Source organism: Aquimarina sp. MAR_2010_214, assembly GCF_002846555.1.
In the GTDB taxonomy this organism is placed as follows: domain Bacteria; phylum Bacteroidota; class Bacteroidia; order Flavobacteriales; family Flavobacteriaceae; genus Aquimarina.
Genome location: NZ_PJMS01000001.1, coordinates 52025 through 74203, shown reverse-complemented (window position 1 = coordinate 74203; position 22179 = coordinate 52025). Strand labels below are relative to the sequence as shown.

The following is a 22179-nucleotide window of genomic DNA, read 5'->3' as shown; positions in this document are numbered from 1 at the left end:
TTCACTTCATCGATAAAAAATGTATTATAGCGATGTTTGCTTGTATTTTTAACGAAATGAAATGTTAACTTTAATTGAAGATTTTACTATAAAATTGATTCATGATAAAGATTGAAGAGAAATTTCATTAGTGTTTTATCGACATTAGAGATGCCATTAAATACAATAGTTTAAAAAAACTACCCAAGTTTTATAGTACATAAAGAGACTATGGTTGTTTTCTATTTTTTACAAGACACATATTATAAATAGTATTATATCAATTGCCTATGAAAGTTTTTACTAATTTTCCGTTCTGTATTATGAAGCTAAAAAGTAGCTTTATACAATACACTTCTATTTTTTGTTTTCTATTTTTTGTTTTCAATCCTATAGGGCAATTAGTTGCTGCATATAATGGAGTGAAAATATTAACAAGTGATTTATATGGTGAAGAAACAGCTATAAACTCAGAAAATATAACTAAGTATGAGAGTGTAGATCTGTTATCGAAACATACCAATATATATATTGATACCTCGGTAAAAGACTCATATATAATACAAGAAAAATTATTAGAAGAAGAAAAAGAACAACATTCTATTCTTCATTTTTTCTCTCATGCACGTCCTGGAGAAGTATTAATAAAAGGTAAATGGTATAATAGCTTACAATTAGCGTCTTGGTTAAGATCTTCTAAGAGATTAGAAACAAAAACACATATTAATATATATGGTTGCGAATTTGCTAAAGGTGAAAAAGGCCTTGAGGCAGTTTCCTATTTAGAAAAAGAATTAGGTATTACTGTATCAGCATCAAATAACGTAACAGGTAAAGATGGTGATTGGATTTTAGAAGTAGGAAATGTAAATAATAGTATACAATTAGATAAATATAATTATAACCTACAGGATTCAGATGCAATTCCTAATAACCTAGATTTAGATGATGATAATGATGGTATTTTAGATACAGATGAGGGCCTGTGCTATCCTGCAGAAATAAACCATATTGGTAACACAAATAATGTAAGTCTTTCAGTTTTTGATACATCAAATAATACAGATTATACACAATTGCAAACTGTACAAGGGCAGCCATCACCATTAAATCCAGAAATATTTATAAATGGTTTTGATAGTGCAGGAGGACGAGGAATATTTTCTTTCACATATACAAATCCAAAGACGATACCAATAGATGCAAACGGTCAACTTAATCTAAGTTTTCACCAATATAATAATATCGCAAATACTTCTGGAGGATATGTCAGTACACCAAGAAATGTTAACATCTTTACAGATCAAGGTACTTTAAGTGGTACCTGGATTATTTCTACTGCACAAGCTACAATTCTAGATGCAGGAGGATGGGTACAACAGACAGTTTCATTTGCGGTCACCCCAAATTCTAATCTAGAGATTACTGGCTTAGAAATTGATATGGAAGCAAATACTGGAGGTACAGCTTCTACAACTTTCTTTCCAGGGACATCAGAAGTATATGCATTGGCAATAGAGCCACTTTCAGGGTGTAGTGCTAGTGTTGATACTGATAATGACAGTATTCCAGATCATTTAGATGTAGACAGCGATAATGACGGTATCTATGATGTAGTAGAATCAGGAGGAACCCCAAGTATCACAAACTTAGGAGAAGCAGACGGAGCAGTTGGCACAACACCAACAACGAATGGAGTGCCAAGTACAGCAGGCACAGGAAACACACCAACGAATACTGTAGGAACAAGTCCAGCAGATTATTTAAATACAGATAGTGACGGCGATGCATGTAACGATGCCAATGAAGCCTATAATACAAGTTATGCAAACTATGTAAGTTCACCAACCGATTCTAATGCAGATGGTACGTATGGAGGCGTTGTAAATAACACAGGAGTTACTACAAATGGAGCCATTACAGGTTTAACCTATACTACCGATGCTACTCGTTTGGGTAATATAACTAATAGTACAAACTCTGTTTGTTTATTAGACTCAGATGGAGATGGGATAGCAGACACCGCAGATTTAGATGATGATAATGATGGGATATTAGATACAGATGAATGTAATTTGGTAAGTTTAAATATAAACTGGGCAGATTTAGGGTTAACCGATGCCGGTATAAGTGCCGCAGGAGGTCAAACCATAGCAGATATAGGAGCAGCTTTATCTATTCCAGCATTAAATGGAGTAGGTGTCACAGTTAGATTTACTACTACAGGTGCTACCACTCCAACTTCGAATCTTATCAATGGAGCAGGAAGTCCTTGGCTAACTGTAGCGAATGCTATAGGCGGAACACGAAATGTTGAAGTATCCTTTACACGATCTTTTGAGAAAATAATGTTAATGTATGATGGAGGTTTTTCAGATGGAGAATCTGTAAGCTATACACCAAGTGGAGGTGTATTATTACAACCAACCCCACCAATATCAGGATTAAATATTACAGGTCAAAGTGTAACGAACCCTGTTGGAGGAACAGGGCTTATTACGGTAGATTTTCCACAATATGAAATAACAAATGGTGCTACGATGACAGTTAGCTCCACTATTTTATCAGGAGGTTTAGCATCCACAGGTCAAAATGGAGTATTATTGCGAATAAGATACAGAATATGTGATACTGATGGCGATGGTGTAGAAAATCGATTAGATGTAGACAGCGATAATGACGGTATCTATGATGTAGTAGAATCAGGAGGAACTCCAAGTACAACAAACTTAGGACAAGCAGATGGGGTAGTAGGTACAAGTCCAACAACGAATGGAGTGCCAAGTACAGCAGGCACAGGAAACACACCAACTAACACAGTAGGAACGAGTCCAGCAGATTATATAAATACCGATAGTGACGGTGATAGCTGTAACGATGCCAATGAGGCATACAATACAAGTTATGCAAACTATGTAAGTTCACCAACCGATTCTAATGCAGATGGTACGTATGGAGGTGTTGTAAATAACACAGGAGTTACTACAAATGGAGCTATTACGGGATTAACTTATACCACCGATGCTACCCGTTTGGGTAATGTAATTAATAGTACAAACTCTGTTTGTTTATTAGATTCAGATGGAGATGGTATACTAGACACCGCAGATTTAGATGATGATAATGATGGTGTTTTAGATACCGATGAATGTAATTTGGTAAGTTTAAATATAAACTGGGCAGATTTAGGGTTAACCGATGCCGGTATAAGTGCCGCAGGAGGTCAAACCATAGCAGATATAGGAGCAGCTTTATCTATTCCAGCATTAAATGGAGTAGGTGTCACAGTTAGATTTACTACTACAGGTGCTACCACTCCAACTTCGAATCTTATCAATGGAGCAGGAAGTCCGTGGCTAACTGTAGCCAATGCCGTAGGCGGAACACGAAATGTTGAAGTATCCTTTACACGATCTTTTGAGAAAATAATGTTAATGTATGATGGAGGTTTTTCAGATGGAGAATCTGTAAGCTATACACCAAGTGGAGGTGTATTATTACAACCAACCCCACCAATATCAGGATTAAATATTACAGGTCAAAGTGTAACGAACCCTGTTGGAGGAACAGGGCTTATTACGGTAGATTTTCCACAATATGAAATAACAAATGGTGCTACGATGACAGTTAGCTCCACTATTTTATCAGGAGGTTTAGCATCCACAGGTCAAAATGGAGTATTATTGCGAATAAGATACAGAATTTGTGATGCTGATGGTGACGGGGTAGAAAACCGATTAGATGTAGATAGCGATAATGACGGAATATACGACGTAGTAGAATCAGGCGGAACCCCAAGTACCACAAACTTAGGACAAGCCGATGGAGCAGTTGGCACAACACCAACTACAAACGGAATACCAAGTACAGCAGGCACAGGAAACACACCAACGAATACTGTAGGAACAAGTCCAGCAGATTATATAAATACCGATAGTGACGGCGATGCATGTAATGATGCTAATGAAGCCTATAATACAAGTTATGCAAACTATATAAGTTCACCAACCGATTCTAATGCAGATGGTACGTATGGTGGCGTTGTAAATAACACAGGAGTTACTACCAACGGTGCGATTACAGGTTTAACCTATACCACCGATGCGCCCCGTTTAGGTAATGTAATTAATAGTACAGCTAACGTTTGTTCATTAGATGGAGATGGAGATGGAGTGCTCACATCTGTTGAGGATGCAGGGCCAAACGGAGGAGATGGTAATAATGATGGAATTTTAGATTCACAACAAAACGGAGTTGCTTCTATATTAGATGCAACAGGAGGAGGATATGTTACCTTAAGTGTAACAGGAGATTGTGGAGGAATAACAAGTGTTTCCAGTATGTTTGAGAGTTCTTTAAGTGATCAAGATTTACTATTTGAATACCCTGTTGGTTTAGTAGATTTTAAGCTTGCTTGTGGTGGTATTGGACAAAGTGGAGATATAAAGTATTATTGGCATAGTCTTTCAACTATAAATACGTATAGAAAATATGGTCCCTTAACAGCAGGAGGAACGGTAAAAAGTTATAGAAATTATACCGTTACTTCAGGAACAGAAGTAATAGGAGGGGCTACTGTACCAACAGTAGAATATACCTTAACAGATGGAGTAGATGGCCAGGACGATTCTATAGGAGATAGTGAAATTATTGACCCTACCGGACCAGCAGTAGCTGCAACCGATTCTGATGGAGACGGAGTAGTAGACACCGCAGATTTAGATGATGATAATGATGGTATTTTAGATACTGTTGAGTGTGGAGTGTTAGCTAGTTTAAATATAAACTGGGCAGATTTAGGGTTAACTGATGCCGGTGTAAGTGCCGTAGGAGGTCAAACCATAGCAGATATAGGAGCAGCTTTATCTATTCCAGCATTAAATGGGATAGGTGTCACAGTTAGATTTACTACTACAGGTGCTACCACTCCAACTTCGAATCTTATCAATGGAGTAGGAAGTCCTTGGCTAGGTCTAGCCAATGCTGTAGGCGGAACACGAAATTTAGAAGTATCCTTTACACGATCTTTTGAGAAAATATCTTTAATGTATGATGGTAATTTTTCAGATGGAGAATCTGTAAGCTTTACACCAAGTGGAGGTGTGTTATTACAACCAACCCCACCAATATCAGGTATAAATATTACAGGTCAAAGTGTAACGAACCCTGTGGGAGGTCTAGGAAATATCCTGACAGCATTCCCACGATATGAAATAACAAATGGTTCAACAATGACAGTTAGCTCCACTATTTTACCAGGAGGTTTAGCATCTACAGGTCAAAATGGAGTATTATTAAATATAAGATACAGAATATGTGATACTGATGGCGATGGTGTAGAAAACCGATTAGATGTAGACAGCGATAATGACGGTATCTATGATGTAGTAGAATCAGGAGGAACACCAAGTACAACAAACTTAGGACAAGCAGATGGGGTAGTAGGTACAAGTCCAACAACGAATGGAGTGCCAAGTACAGCAAGCACAGGAAACACACCAACTAACACAGTAGGAACAAGTCCAGCAGATTATATAAATACCGATAGTGACGGCGATGCATGTAACGATGCTAATGAGGCATATAATACGAGTCATACAGATTATGTAAGTTCACCAACCGACTCTAATAGTGATGGTACGTATGGAGGCGTTGTAGATAACACAGGAGTTACTACTAACGGTGCGATTACAGGTTTAACCTATACTACCGATGCTACCCGTTTGGGCAATGTGATTAATAATAGTACAGTTAGTGTTTGTGAATTAGATTCAGATGGTGATGGAATAGCAGACACCGCAGATTTAGATGATGATAATGATGGTGTTTTAGATATAGAAGAAAATTGTGAAGGATTTAAAGCGCAGAATTCAAGTGGAGCTTGGATAGGATCTACAACAAGTACAGCAACATATACACTTCCAGGTTTTGCTTCTCAGACTAATACAATGAATGTGTCTGATGGGCAAACCCCTTATTATATTAATGATAATGGGGCAGGAACAAGAGTTGCTATATCAGGTGATGCCATATATACAGTGACTTTTTCTCCTGGAATTCCTGCAAATGAAATAGCATTTTATATAAATGATTTTGATGGGGTAAATTCTCCTGGCGGATCTTATACGGTTACTGTAAATGGAGGTAGTGTTCCAGTAAATTTGTTCAGAAGAGCTGAATTATTTTCAAATAGAATGAATTATAATACTTCTACAGGTTTAATATCTAGTTTAGGAGATGTAATAAATAATCAGACTATTATGTTAGTTGGTAATTCTTCGACTCTTATTACAGAGTTGGTTGTTACCAGTTCAAATGTTGGGTCTGGTGATACTGTGGCATACTCTATTTTTGGTGGAGTAATTTGTGACGCTGATAATGATGGTATTTCAAATCAATTAGATGTAGACAGCGATAATGATGGTATTTACGATGTAGTAGAATCAGGCGGAACCCCAAGCACTACCAATTTAGGAGAAGCAGATGGAGCAGTTGGTACAACACCAACTACAAACGGAGTGCCAAGTACAGCAGGTACAGGAAACACACCAACTAACACAGTAGGAACAAGTCCAGCAGATTATATAAATACCGATAGTGACGGCGATGCATGTAACGATGCTAATGAAGCCTACAATACAAGTTATGCAAACTATGTAAGTTCACCAACCGATGCTAATGCAGATGGTACGTATGGAGGCGTTGTAAATAACACAGGAGTTACTACTAACGGCGCGATTACAGGTTTAACCTATACTACCGATGCAACCCGTTTGGGCAATGTGATTAATAATAGTACAGTTAGTGTTTGTGAATTAGATTCAGATGGTGATGGAATAGCAGATACTACAGATTTAGATGATGATAATGATGGTGTTTTAGATGATACGGAGTGTGTTCTTTTCTCGCTTGTTAACTGGAACGATATAGGTTTAACAGATGGCGGCATAAGTGCTCCAGGAGGCCAAACAATTGCAGATATTGGTGCAGCTACAGGGTATTTTGAATTAAACGGAATTAGTATGACTGTTGAATATACAGCAACTGCCCAAATAAATACTTCAAACTTAGTTGGTGGTGCAGGAAGTCCGTGGTTAGAAATTGCGAACGATCCAGGTGGTACAAGAACAGTGAAAATTACTTTTTCTGCCCCATTGGAAGAAGTAACTATTTTTTATGATGGTCAATTCACCGATGGAGAATCTGTAAGCTTTAGCCCAAGTAGTGGGACTTTATCTAACCCGCCAGCAACAACAGGGTTAATTCTAACAAGTACTAGTGTAACCAATCCAGTTGGAGGTACAGGAACAGTTACTGGACCACTGGCAACTTATACTGTAAATAATTCAAATACTATTTCTTTTACATCTTCTATACTTGCTGGAGGCGCAAACACAACTTCTCAAAATGGAGTGTCATTTAGAATAAAACACAGGTCATGTGATACAGATGGAGATGGTATTGTTAATCATTTAGATGTAGATAGTGACAATGATGGTATCTATGATGTAGTAGAATCAGGTGGAACTCCAAGTACAATAAACTTAGGACAAGCCGATGGAGCAATTGGTACAACACCAACTACTAACGGAATACCTAGTACAGCAGGTACAGGAAACATACCAACTAACACAGTAGGAACGAGTCCAGCAGATTATATAAATACAGATAGTGACGGCGATGCATGTAATGACGCCAATGAAGCCTACAATACAAGTTATGCAAACTATGTAAGTTCACCAACCGATTCTAATGCAGATGGCACGTATGGAGGCGTTGTAAATAACACAGGAGTTACTACCAACGGAGCCATTACAGGATTAACCTACACTACCGATGCTACTCGTTTGGGTAATGTAACTAATAGTACAGCTACTATTTGTGTGTTAGATTCAGATGGAGATGGTATACCAGACACCGCAGATTTAGATGATGACAATGATGGTATTTTAGATACTGTTGAGTGTGGAGTGTTAGCTAGTTTAAATATAAACTGGGCAGATTTAGGGTTAACTGATGCCGGTGTAAGTGCCGTAGGAGGTCAAACCATAGCAGATATAGGAGCAGCTTTATCTATTCCAGCATTAAATGGGATAGGTGTCACAGTTAGATTTACTACTACAGGTGCTACCACTCCAACTTCGAATCTTATCAATGGAGTAGGAAGTCCTTGGCTAGCTCTAGCCAATGCTGTAGGCGGAACACGAAGTGTAGAAGTATCCTTTACACGATCTTTTGAGAAAATATCTTTAATGTATGACGGTAATTTTTCAGATGGAGAATCTGTAAGCTACACACCAAGTGGAGGTGTGTTATTACAACCTACGGGACCAGTGTCAGGTTTAAATATTACAGGTCAAAGTGTAACGAACCCTGTGGGAGGTCTAGGAAATATCCTGACAGCATTCCCACGATATGAAATAACAAATGGTGCTAGGATGACAATTAGCTCCACTATTTTATCAGGAGGTTTAGCATCTACAGGTCAAAATGGAATATTATTAAATATAAGATACAGAATATGTGATACTGATGGCGATGGTGTAGAAAACCGATTAGATGTAGACAGCGATAATGATGGAATATACGACGTAGTAGAATCAGGCGGAACTCCAAGTACAACAAACTTAGGACAAGCCGATGGAGCAGTAGGTACAAGTCCAACAACGAATGGAGTGCCAAGTACAGCAGGCACAGGAAACACACCAACTAACACAGTAGGAACGAGTCCAGCAGATTATATAAATACCGATAGTGACGGCGATGCATGTAATGACGCCAATGAAGCGTATAATACTGATTATACCGATTTCTCAACTTCACCAATCGATTCTAATAATGACGGTACGTATGGTGGCGTTGTAGATAATACTGGTGTTACTACCAATGGTGCGATTACGGGCTTAACCTATACTACAGATGCAACGCAATTAGGAAATATAACTAATAGTACAGCTAATGTTTGTTCATTAGATGGAGATGGAGATGGAGTACTAACATCAGTTGAGGATGCAGGGCCAAACGGAGGAGATGGAAATAATGATGGGATTTTAGATTCACAGCAAAACGGAGTTGCTACTTTATTAGATGCAACAGGAGGAGGATATGTTACTTTAAGTGCAGCAGGAGATTGTGGAACAATATCAAGCGTTAATACTATGTTTGAGAGTTCTTTAAGTGACCAAGATTTACTATTTGAATACCCTGTTGGTTTAGTAGAGTTTAAGCTTGCTTGTGGAGCTATTGGACAAAGTGGAGATGTAAAGTATTATTGGCACGGACTCTCAACATATGATACATATAGAAAATATGGTCCCTTAACTGCAGGAGGAACGGTAAAAAGTTATAGAAATTATACCGTTACTTCAGGAGCAGAGGTAATAGGAGGTGCTAGTGTACCAACAGTAGAATATACTTTAACAGATGGAGTAGATGGTCAGGATGATTCTATAGGAGATAGTGAAATTATTGATCCTACCGGACCAGCCGTATCTGCAATCAATTCTGATAGTGATGGTATACCAGATTCGGCAGACTTAGATGATGATAATGATGGAATTGCAGATGATATAGAATGTGCTATTTTTTCAATTATTAATTGGAATGATATTGGTTTAACAAATATGGGTATAAGTACTCCTGGTGGGCAAACCATAGCAGATTTAGGAGCAGCTACAGGTTTCATTGATTTAAATGGAATTAGTATGACTGTTGAATATACGTTAACTGGACCTAGTACTCCTGTGTCAAATTTGATTGGAGGTCCAGGAAATCCATTTTTAAGTGTAGCCAATGCTATAGGAAGTATGCGAACAATTAATATTACTTTTTCTGCAGCAATGGAAGAAGTAACTGTTTTCTATGACGGTCAATTCACAGATGGAGAGGTTGTAAATTTCACCCCTGTAGGAGGAGTTTTATCTGACCCTCCAGCAAATCCAGGGTTACTCATAACCTCTAACGGTGTATTGAATATGGTAGGAGGTACAGCTAATATTTTTGGACCGCAGGCAACTTATACCGTTAATAATTCCAATACTGTTTCTATATTATCTTCCATAGTTAGTGGAGGTGCAGCTACAACTTCTATGAATGGTATAGTATTAAGAATAAAACATAGATCTTGTGATACAGATGGAGATGGCATTGTTAATCATTTAGACGTAGATAGCGATAATGATGGAATTTATGACGTAGTAGAATCAGGAGGAACTCCAAGTACTACTAATTTAGGAGAAGCAGACGGAGCAGTTGGTACTACACCAACTACAAACGGAATACCAAGTACAGCAGGAACTGGAAACACACCAACTAACACTATAGGAACAAGTCCTGAAGACTATGTAAATACCGATAGTGATGGAGATGGCTGTAACGATGCCAATGAGGCGTATAATACAAGCTATGCAAACTATGTAAGTTCACCAACCGATTCTAATGCAGATGGTACGTATGGAGGCGTTGTAGATAACGCAGGGGTGACTACCAACGGCGCGATTACAGGCTTAACCTATACTACCGATGCTACCCGTTTGAGCAATGTGATTAATAATAGTACAGTTAGTGTTTGTGAATTAGATTCAGATGGTGATGGAATAGTAGATACCGCAGATTTAGATGATGATAATGATGGTATTTTGGATACAGATGAAATAGGTTGTAGTACTTTACCAAATACATTTGATTATTCTGTACATTATTCTGATGAACAAGACCCTACGCTAAGTACAAGTACAGAAAATGGGGTGACATTTACGTTTTCGAGAACTTCAACAGCAGGAGCAGGTGTAACTGATGCAAATATTGAAACAAGCTCTACGTATTCTGGATTTACAAATTTTTGGAACTTCAGCCAGGAGCCAAATTCTATAAGTGATAATACCGTTGCTACAATTGGGTTTTCAAAGCCCTTGTTAGTGTCATTTTCATTACTTGATGTTGATGCAAATACGGGTTGGGCTGATAAAATAACAGTTAATGGTTATATTAACGGTAGTTTGGTTACGCTAACAGCTTCAGATTTTACTTTAAATGCTACATATACCCAATATAATGGTTTAAATGAATTCGAGGGTATTGGTAATACTTCCGTAGATGGAAATGTTCAAATAACATTTCCTGTTCTAGTGGATACAATAGAAATAATTTACTCAGATAGTATAGTTCCTACAGGAAGTCAGAGAATTGGTGTTAGTTCTTTAAATTATTGTATACCAAAAGACACAGATCAAGATGGTATATTAGATTATTTAGATATAGACAGCGACAATGATGGGATTTATGATGTAGTAGAATCAGGAGGAACTCCAAGTGCAACAAACTTAGGACAGGCAAATGGAGCGGTTGGTACTACACCAACAACTAATGGAGTACCAAGTACAGCAGGAACAGGAAATACCCCAACTAATACAGTAGGAACAAGTCCGGCAGATTATATAAATACCGATAGTGATGGCGATGGCTGTAATGATGCTAATGAAGCGTATAATACAAGTTATACAGATTATCTAAGTTCACCAGCAGATTCTAATAGTGATGGTACGTATGGAGGCGTTGTAAATAACGCAGGAGTTACTACCAACGGTGCGATTACAGGTTTAACTTATACTACCGATGCTACTCGTTTGGGTAATGTGACCAATAATACTGCTAATGTTTGTGTCGCATCAAATGATATTGTTACGGTAAAAACCAATGGCAGCACTACGTTTGCACCAGGTACTACAGTAGCGTATACGATCACGATGACCAATAACGGTCCAAGTGTGGCACCAAGTGTTACGGTTGCCGATACTGCTCCGGCAGGCACTACGATCAGTAGTTGGACGGCAGTGGTTACTAGCGGTACTGCTACACTCCCTAATGCGAGTGGTAGTGGAAATCTTAATGAGACCCTTACTAATATGAGTAATGGCGGAGTAGTTACCTATACGGTTAATGTGGATGTTCCAGCAAGTTTTACAGGAGCACTAAGCAATACCGCTACGGTAACCAGTCCTACAGATCCAGATCCAAGTTGTACGAGTTGTACAGATGGACCTGATACCAATACGCCATCGAATGATATTGTTACGGTAAAAACCAATGGCAGCACTACGTTTGCACCAGGTACTACAGTAGCCTATACGATCACGATGACCAATAACGGTCCAAGTGTGGCACCAAGTGTTACGGTTGCTGATACTGCTCCGGCAGGTACTACGATCAGTAGTTGGACAGCAGCGGTTAGCAGTGGTACTGCTACACTCCCTAATGCGAGTGGTAGTGGAGACCTTAATGAGACGGTTACTAATATGAGTAATGGCGGGGTAGTTACCTATACGGTTAATGTGGATGTTCCAGCAAGTTTTACAGGAGCACTAAGCAATACTGCTACGGTAACCAGCCCTACGGATCCGGATCCAAGTTGTACGAGTTGTACAGATGGACCTGATACCAATACACCATCGAATGATATTATTACCGTAAAAACCAATAGTAGCACTACGTTTGCACCAGGTACTACAGTAGCGTATACGATCACAATGATTAATAGTGGGCCAAGTATGGCACCAAGTGTTACGGTTGCTGATACTGCTCCGGCAGGTACTACGATCAGTAGTTGGACAGTAGCGGTTAGCAGTGGTACTGCTACACTCCCTAATGCGAGTGGTAGTGGAGACCTTAATGAGACGGTTACTAATATGAGTAATGGCGGGGTAGTTACCTATACGGTTAATGTGGATGTTCCAGCAAGTTTTACAGGAGCACTAAGCAATACCGCTACGGTAACCAGTCCTACAGATCCAGACCCAAGTTGTACGAGTTGTACAGATGGACCTGATACCAATACACCATCGAATGATATTGTTACGGTAAAAACCAATGGTAGTGGTACGATTACCCCAGGTACTACAGTTGCCTATACGATCACGATGACCAATAACGGTCCAAGTGTGGCACCAAGTGTTACGGTTGCCGATACTGCTCCGGCAGGCACGACAATTAGTAGTTGGACAGCAGTGGTTACTAGTGGTACGGCTACCCTCCCTAATGCGAGTGGTAGTGGAGACCTTAATGAGACCCTTACTAATATGAGTAATGGCGGAGTAGTTACCTATACGGTTAATGTGGATGTTCCAGCAAGTTTTACAGGAGCACTAAGCAATACCGCTACGGTAACCAGTCCTACAGATCCAGATCCAAGTTGTACGAGTTGTACAGATGGTCCAGATACCAATACACCATCGAATGATATTGTTACGGTAAAAACCAATGGCAGCACTACGTTTGCACCAGGTACTACAGTAGCGTATACGATCACGATGACCAATAACGGTCCAAGTATGGCACCAAGTGTTACGGTTGCCGATACTGCTCCGGCAGGCACGACAATTACTAGTTGGACGGCAGTGGTTACTAGTGGTACGGCTATCCTCCCTAATGCGAGTGGTAGTGGAGACCTTAATGAGACCCTTACTAATATGAGTAATGGCGGAGTAGTTACCTATACGGTTAATGTGGATGTTCCAGCAAGTTTTACAGGAGCACTAAGCAATACCGCTACGGTAACCAGTCCTACGGATCCAGATCCAAGTTGTACGAGTTGTACAGATGGTCCAGATACCAATACACCATCGAATGATATTGTTACGGTAAAAACCAATGGCAGCACTACGTTTGCACCAGGTACTACAGTTGCCTATACGATCACGATGACCAATAACGGTCCAAGTATGGCACCAAGTGTTACGGTTGCCGATACTGCTCCGGCAGGGACTACAATTAGTAGTTGGACGGCAGTGGTTACTAGTGGTACAGCTACCCTCCCTAATGCAAGTGGTAGTGGAGACCTTAATGAGACCCTTACTAATATGAGTAATGGCGGAGTAGTTACCTATACGGTTAATGTGGATGTTCCAGCAAGTTTTACAGGAGCACTAAGCAATACCGCTACGGTAACCAGTCCTACGGATCCAGATCCAAGTTGTACGAGTTGTACAGATGGACCTGATACCAATACACCATCGAATGATATTGTTACGGTAAAAACCAATGGCAGCACTACGTTTGCACCAGGTACTACAGTTGCCTATACGATCACGATGACCAATAACGGTCCAAGTATGGCACCAAGTGTTACGGTTGCCGATACTGCTCCGGCAGGGACTACAATTAGTAGTTGGACGGCAGTGGTTACTAGTGGTACAGCTACCCTCCCTAATGCAAGTGGTAGTGGAGACCTTAATGAGACCCTTACTAATATGAGTAATGGCGGAGTAGTTACCTATACGGTTAATGTGGATGTTCCAGCAAGTTTTACAGGAGCACTAAGCAATACCGCTACGGTAACCAGTCCTACGGATCCAGATCCAAGTTGTACGAGTTGTACAGATGGACCTGATACCAATACACCATCGAATGATATTGTTACGGTAAAAACCAATGGCAGCACTACGTTTGCACCAGGTACTACAGTTGCCTATACGATCACGATGACCAATAACGGTCCAAGTATGGCACCAAGTGTTACGGTTGCCGATACTGCTCCGGCAGGGACTACAATTAGTAGTTGGACGGCAGTGGTTACTAGTGGTACAGCTACCCTCCCTAATGCAAGTGGTAGTGGAGACCTTAATGAGACGGTTACTAATATGAGTAATGGCGGAGTAGTTACCTATACGGTTAATGTGGATGTTCCAGCAAGTTTTACAGGAACACTAAGCAATACCGCTACGGTAACCAGTCCTACAGATCCAGACCCAAGTTGTACGAGTTGTACAGATGGACCTGATACCAATACACCATCGAATGATATTGTTACAGTAAAAACCAATGGCAGCACTACGTTTGCACCAGGTACTACAGTTGCCTATACGATCACGATGACCAATAACGGTCCAAGTATGGCACCAAGTGTTACGGTTGCCGATACTGCTCCGGCAGGCACGACAATTAGTAGTTGGACGGCAGTGGTTACTAGTGGTACAGCTACCCTCCCTAATGCGAGTGGTAGTGGAGACCTTAATGAGACGGTTACTAATATGAGTAATGGCGGAGTAGTTACCTATACGGTTAATGTGGATGTTCCAGCAAGTTTTACAGGAGCACTAAGCAATACCGCTACGGTAACCAGTCCTACAGATCCAGATCCAAGTTGTACGAGTTGTACAGATGGACCTGATACCAATACACCATCGAATGATATTGTTACGGTAAAAACCAATGGTAGCACTACGTTTGCACCAGGTACTACAGTAGCGTATACGATCACGATGACCAATAACGGTCCAAGTATGGCACCAAGTGTTACGGTTGCCGATACTGCTCCGGCAGGCACGACAATTAGTAGTTGGACGGCAGCGGTTACTAGTGGTACGGCTACCCTCCCTAATGCGAGTGGTAGTGGAGACCTTAATGAGACGGTTACTAATATGAGTAATGGCGGAGTAGTTACCTATACGGTCAATGTGGATGTTCCAGCAAGTTTTACAGGAACACTAAGCAATACCGCTACGGTAACCAGTCCTACGGATCCGGATCCAAGTTGTACGAGTTGTACAGATGGTCCAGATACCAATACACCATCGAATGATATTGTTACGGTAAAAACCAATGGCAGCACTACGTTTGCACCAGGTACTACAGTTGCCTATACGATCACGATGACCAATAACGGTCCAAGTATGGCACCAAGTGTTACGGTTGCCGATACTGCTCCGGCAGGGACTACAATTAGTAGTTGGACGGCAGTGGTTACTAGTGGTACAGCTACCCTCCCTAATGCAAGTGGTAGTGGAGACCTTAATGAGACCCTTACTAATATGAGTAATGGCGGAGTAGTTACCTATACGGTTAATGTGGATGTTCCAGCAAGTTTTACAGGAGCACTAAGCAATACCGCTACGGTAACCAGTCCTACGGATCCAGATCCAAGTTGTACGAGTTGTACAGATGGTCCAGATACCAATACACCATCGAATGATATTGTTACGGTAAAAACCAATGGCAGCACTACGTTTGCACCAGGTACTACAGTTGCCTATACGATCACGATGACCAATAACGGTCCAAGTATGGCACCAAGTGTTACGGTTGCCGATACTGCTCCGGCAGGGACTACAATTAGTAGTTGGACGGCAGTGGTTACTAGTGGTACAGCTACCCTCCCTAATGCAAGTGGTAGTGGAGATCTTAATGAGACCCTTACTAATATGAGTAATGGCGGAGTAGTTACCTATACGGTTAATGTGGATGTTCCAGCAAGTTTTACAGGAACACTAAGCAATACCGCTACGGTAACCAGTCCTACGGATCCGGATCCAAGTTGTACGAGTTGTACAGATGGTCCAGATACCAATACACCATCGAATGATATTGTTACGGTAAAAACCAATGGCAGCACTACGTTTGCACCAGGTACTACAGTTGCCTATACGATCACGATGACCAATAACGGTCCAAGTATGGCACCAAGTGTTACGGTTGCCGATACTGCTCCGGCAGGGACTACAATTAGTAGTTGGACGGCAGTGGTTACTAGTGGTACAGCTACCCTCCCTAATGCAAGTGGTAGTGGAGACCTTAATGAGACCCTTACTAATATGAGTAATGGCGGAGTAGTTACCTATACGGTTAATGTGGATGTTCCAGCAAGTTTTACAGGAGCACTAAGCAATACCGCTACGGTAACCAGTCCTACGGATCCAGATCCAAGTTGTACGAGTTGTACAGATGGACCTGATACCAATACACCATCGAATGATATTGTTACGGTAAAAACCAATGGCAGCACTACGTTTGCACCAGGTACTACAGTTGCCTATACGATCACGATGACCAATAACGGTCCAAGTATGGCACCAAGTGTTACGGTTGCCGATACTGCTCCGGCAGGGACTACAATTAGTAGTTGGACGGCAGTGGTTACTAGTGGTACAGCTACCCTCCCTAATGCAAGTGGTAGTGGAGACCTTAATGAGACCCTTACTAATATGAGTAATGGCGGAGTAGTTACCTATACGGTTAATGTGGATGTTCCAGCAAGTTTTACAGGAGCACTAAGCAATACCGCTACGGTAACCAGTCCTACGGATCCAGATCCAAGTTGTACGAGTTGTACAGATGGTCCAGATACCAATACACCATCGAATGATATTGTTACGGTAAAAACCAATGGCAGCACTACGTTTGCACCAGGTACTACAGTTGCCTATACGATCACGATGACCAATAACGGTCCAAGTATGGCACCAAGTGTTACGGTTGCCGATACTGCTCCGGCAGGGACTACAATTAGTAGTTGGACGGCAGTGGTTACTAGTGGTACAGCTACCCTCCCTAATGCAAGTGGTAGTGGAGACCTTAATGAGACGGTTACTAATATGAGTAATGGCGGAGTAGTTACCTATACGGTTAATGTGGATGTTCCAGCAAGTTTTACAGGAACACTAAGCAATACCGCTACGGTAACCAGTCCTACAGATCCAGACCCAAGTTGTACGAGTTGTACAGATGGACCTGATACCAATACACCATCGAATGATATTGTTACAGTAAAAACCAATGGCAGCACTACGTTTGCACCAGGTACTACAGTTGCCTATACGATCACGATGACCAATAACGGTCCAAGTATGGCACCAAGTGTTACGGTTGCCGATACTGCTCCGGCAGGCACGACAATTAGTAGTTGGACGGCAGTGGTTACTAGTGGTACAGCTACCCTCCCTAATGCGAGTGGTAGTGGAGACCTTAATGAGACGGTTACTAATATGAGTAATGGCGGAGTAGTTACCTATACGGTTAATGTGGATGTTCCAGCAAGTTTTACAGGAGCACTAAGCAATACCGCTACGGTAACCAGTCCTACAGATCCAGATCCAAGTTGTACGAGTTGTACAGATGGACCTGATACCAATACACCATCGAATGATATTGTTACGGTAAAAACCAATGGTAGCACTACGTTTGCACCAGGTACTACAGTAGCGTATACGATCACGATGACCAATAACGGTCCAAGTATGGCACCAAGTGTTACGGTTGCCGATACTGCTCCGGCAGGCACGACAATTAGTAGTTGGACGGCAGCGGTTACTAGTGGTACGGCTACCCTCCCTAATGCGAGTGGTAGTGGAGACCTTAATGAGACGGTTACTAATATGAGTAATGGCGGAGTAGTTACCTATACGGTCAATGTGGATGTTCCAGCAAGTTTTACAGGAACACTAAGCAATACCGCTACGGTAACCAGTCCTACGGATCCGGATCCAAGTTGTACGAGTTGTACAGATGGACCTGATACCAATACACCATCGAATGATATTGTTACGGTAAAAACCAATGGCAGCACTACGTTTGCACCAGGTACTACAGTTGCCTATACGATCACGATGACCAATAACGGTCCAAGTATGGCACCAAGTGTTACGGTTGCCGATACTGCTCCGGCAGGGACTACAATTAGTAGTTGGACGGCAGTGGTTACTAGTGGTACAGCTACCCTCCCTAATGCAAGTGGTAGTGGAGACCTTAATGAGACCCTTACTAATATGAGTAATGGCGGAGTAGTTACCTATACGGTTAATGTGGATGTTCCAGCAAGTTTTACAGGAGCACTAAGCAATACCGCTACGGTAACCAGTCCTACGGATCCAGATCCAAGTTGTACGAGTTGTACAGATGGTCCAGATACCAATACACCATCGAATGATATTGTTACGGTAAAAACCAATGGCAGCACTACGTTTGCACCAGGTACTACAGTTGCCTATACGATCACGATGACCAATAACGGTCCAAGTATGGCACCAAGTGTTACGGTTGCCGATACTGCTCCGGCAGGGACTACAATTAGTAGTTGGACAGCAGCGGTTACTAGTGGTACGGCTACCCTCCCTAATGCGAGTGGTAGTGGAGACCTTAATGAGACCCTTACTAATATGAGTAATGGCGGGGTAGTTACCTATACGGTGAATGTGGATGTTCCAGCGAGTTTTACAGGAACACTAAGCAATACCGCTACGGTAACCAGCCCTACGGATCCGGATCCAAGTTGTACGAGTTGTACAGATGGCCCTGATACCAATACGCCATCGAATGATATTGTTACGGTAAAAACCAATGGCAGCACTACGTTTGCACCAGGTACTACAGTTGCATATACGATCACGATGACCAATAACGGTCCAAGTATGGCACCAAGTGTTACGGTTGCCGATACTGCTCCGGCAGGGACTACAATTAGTAGTTGGACGGCAGCGGTTACTAGTGGTACGGCTACCCTCCCTAATGCGAGTGGTAGTGGAGACCTTAATGAGACGGTTACTAATATGAGTAATGGCGGAGTAGTTACCTATACGGTCAATGTGGATGTTCCAGCAAGTTTTACAGGAACACTAAGCAATACCGCTACGGTAACCAGTCCTACGGATCCGGATCCAAGTTGTACGAGTTGTACAGATGGTCCAGATACCAATACACCATCGAATGATATTGTTACGGTAAAAACCAATGGCAGCACTACGTTTGCACCAGGTACTACAGTTGCCTATACGATCACGATGACCAATAACGGTCCAAGTATGGCACCAAGTGTTACGGTTGCCGATACTGCTCCGGCAGGGACTACAATTAGTAGTTGGACGGCAGTGGTTACTAGTGGTACAGCTACCCTCCCTAATGCAAGTGGTAGTGGAGACCTTAATGAGACCCTTACTAATATGAGTAATGGCGGAGTAGTTACCTATACGGTTAATGTGGATGTTCCAGCAAGTTTTACAGGAGCACTAAGCAATACCGCTACGGTAACCAGTCCTACGGATCCAGATCCAAGTTGTACGAGTTGTACAGATGGTCCAGATACCAATACACCATCGAATGATATTGTTACGGTAAAAACCAATGGCAGCACTACGTTTGCACCAGGTACTACAGTTGCCTATACGATCACGATGACCAATAACGGTCCAAGTATGGCACCAAGTGTTACGGTTGCCGATACTGCTCCGGCAGGGACTACAATTAGTAGTTGGACGGCAGTGGTTACTAGTGGTACAGCTACCCTCCCTAATGCAAGTGGTAGTGGAGATCTTAATGAGACCCTTACTAATATGAGTAATGGCGGAGTAGTTACCTATACGGTTAATGTGGATGTTCCAGCAAGTTTTACAGGAACACTAAGCAATACCGCTACGGTAACCAGTCCTACGGATCCGGATCCAAGTTGTACGAGTTGTACAGATGGTCCAGATACCAATACACCATCGAATGATATTGTTACGGTAAAAACCAATGGCAGCACTACGTTTGCACCAGGTACTACAGTTGCCTATACGATCACGATGACCAATAACGGTCCAAGTATGGCACCAAGTGTTACGGTTGCCGATACTGCTCCGGCAGGCACTACAATTAGTAGTTGGACGGCAGCGGTTACTAGTGGTACAGCTACCCTCCCTAATGCGAGTGGTAGTGGAGACCTTAATGAGACCCTTACTAATATGAGTAATGGCGGGGTAGTTACCTATACGGTGAATGTGGATGTTCCAGCAAGTTTTACAGGAGCACTAAGCAATACCGCTACGGTAACCAGCCCTACGGATCCAGATCCAAGTTGTACCAGTTGTACAGATGGCCCTGATACCAATACGCCATCAAATGATATTGTTACGGTAAAAACCAATGGTAGCACTACGTTTGCACCAGGTACTACAGTAGCGTATACGATCACGATGACCAATAACGGTCCAAGTATGGCACCAAGTGTTACGGTTGCCGATACTGCTCCGGCAGGCACTACGATCAGTAGTTGGACAGCAGCGGTTACTAGTGGTACGGCTACCCTTCCTAATGCGAGTGGTAGTGGAGACCTTAATGAGACCCTTACTAATATGAGTAATGGCGGGGTAGTTACCTATACGGTTAATGTGGATGTTCCGGCAAGTTTTACAGGAACACTAAGCAATACCGCTACGGTAACCAGTCCTACGGATCCAGATCCAAGTTGTACGAGTTGTACAGATGGACCAGATATGATAAGTGGAGCAGATATTATAACGACAAAAACTTCACTTAATAATTATTATACAGGAAACGAGCAAGTTGTATACCTAATAACGGTTAAAAATGATGGACCGATTGATGCACAGAATGTTAATGTGGTTGATGTAGCGCCTTCTAATACATCTATTGTGTCTTGGCAAAATAGTTTAGGAGATACAGGTACAGGAAATTTAAATCATACTTTACCAATTCTTGCTAATGGAGCAACTGTAGTATATACTGTGGTAGTTAGTATAGATAGTAATTTTGCAGACGCAGAATTGATTAATACAGCAATAGTGACATCATCGACCTTTGATCCAAATCCAGATTGCACTGCTTGTACGCATATAAGTATAATTGATACTGATGGAGATGGAGTTACTAATGGGCAGGAGATTGCAGATGGAACTAATCCAATAGATGTTTGTGATTATAATGCAGAAAATCAAATACTAGCCAATGTATCAGAGAATTGGAATACTATGGATTGTGATGGAGATGGAGTAAATAATGCTCAGGAAATAGAGGATGGTACAGCACCGGAAGACGGATGTAGTTTTGATTTGAATAATCAAAATATAAATATAGTATCATCACAATGGATGGCTTTAGATTGTGATAATGATGGTGTTATTAATGAAGAAGAAATTGATCCTGATGGCGATGGACAAGGCCCAGATGATACTGATGGTGATGGTATTCCTGATATTTTGGATGATGACGATGATGATGATGGTATTCCAACATCAGAAGAAAATGCAGATCCAAATGGCGATGGTAACCCAGATGATGCTATTGATACTGATGGTAACGGTATACCGGATTATTTAGAACCTAATGAACCTACAGGAGAGGGTGAAGATGGAATTATAATCTTTACAGGGATATCACCTAACGGAGATGGAATTAATGATGTATTTGTAATTAGTGGAATCGAAAACCTGGAAAATAGAGTATCAATTTATAATCGTTGGGGTGTTAAAGTATTCGGAGTCAAAAATTATGGAAGAGACGATAACTTCTTCAGAGGATTCTCAACGGGAAGAAGTACGATAGAAGATACAGATCAATTACCTGTGGGAACTTATTATTATGTTCTTGAATATGTTCTGGAATCCGGAGAACAGAAAAATAGAGCAGGATACTTATACATTAATAGATAACAACTAACCA

1 protein-coding gene is annotated in these 22179 nt (G+C 41.4%); it reads left to right on the top strand.

The features are described 5' to 3' along the window. Positions 1 to 269 precede the first annotated feature (269 nt). Positions 270 to 22169: a gliding motility-associated C-terminal domain-containing protein gene (locus tag ATE84_RS00250; protein WP_101444839.1), complete on the top strand. Its 21900-nt coding sequence runs from the start codon at positions 270 to 272 to the stop codon at positions 22167 to 22169. Positions 22170 to 22179: the final 10 nt, after the last annotated feature.

Coding starts and splice junctions, on each gene's coding strand:
- ATE84_RS00250 (WP_101444839.1), top strand. CDS start 270: ATGAAAGTTTTTACTAATTTTCCGTTCTGTATTATGAAGCTAAAAAGT.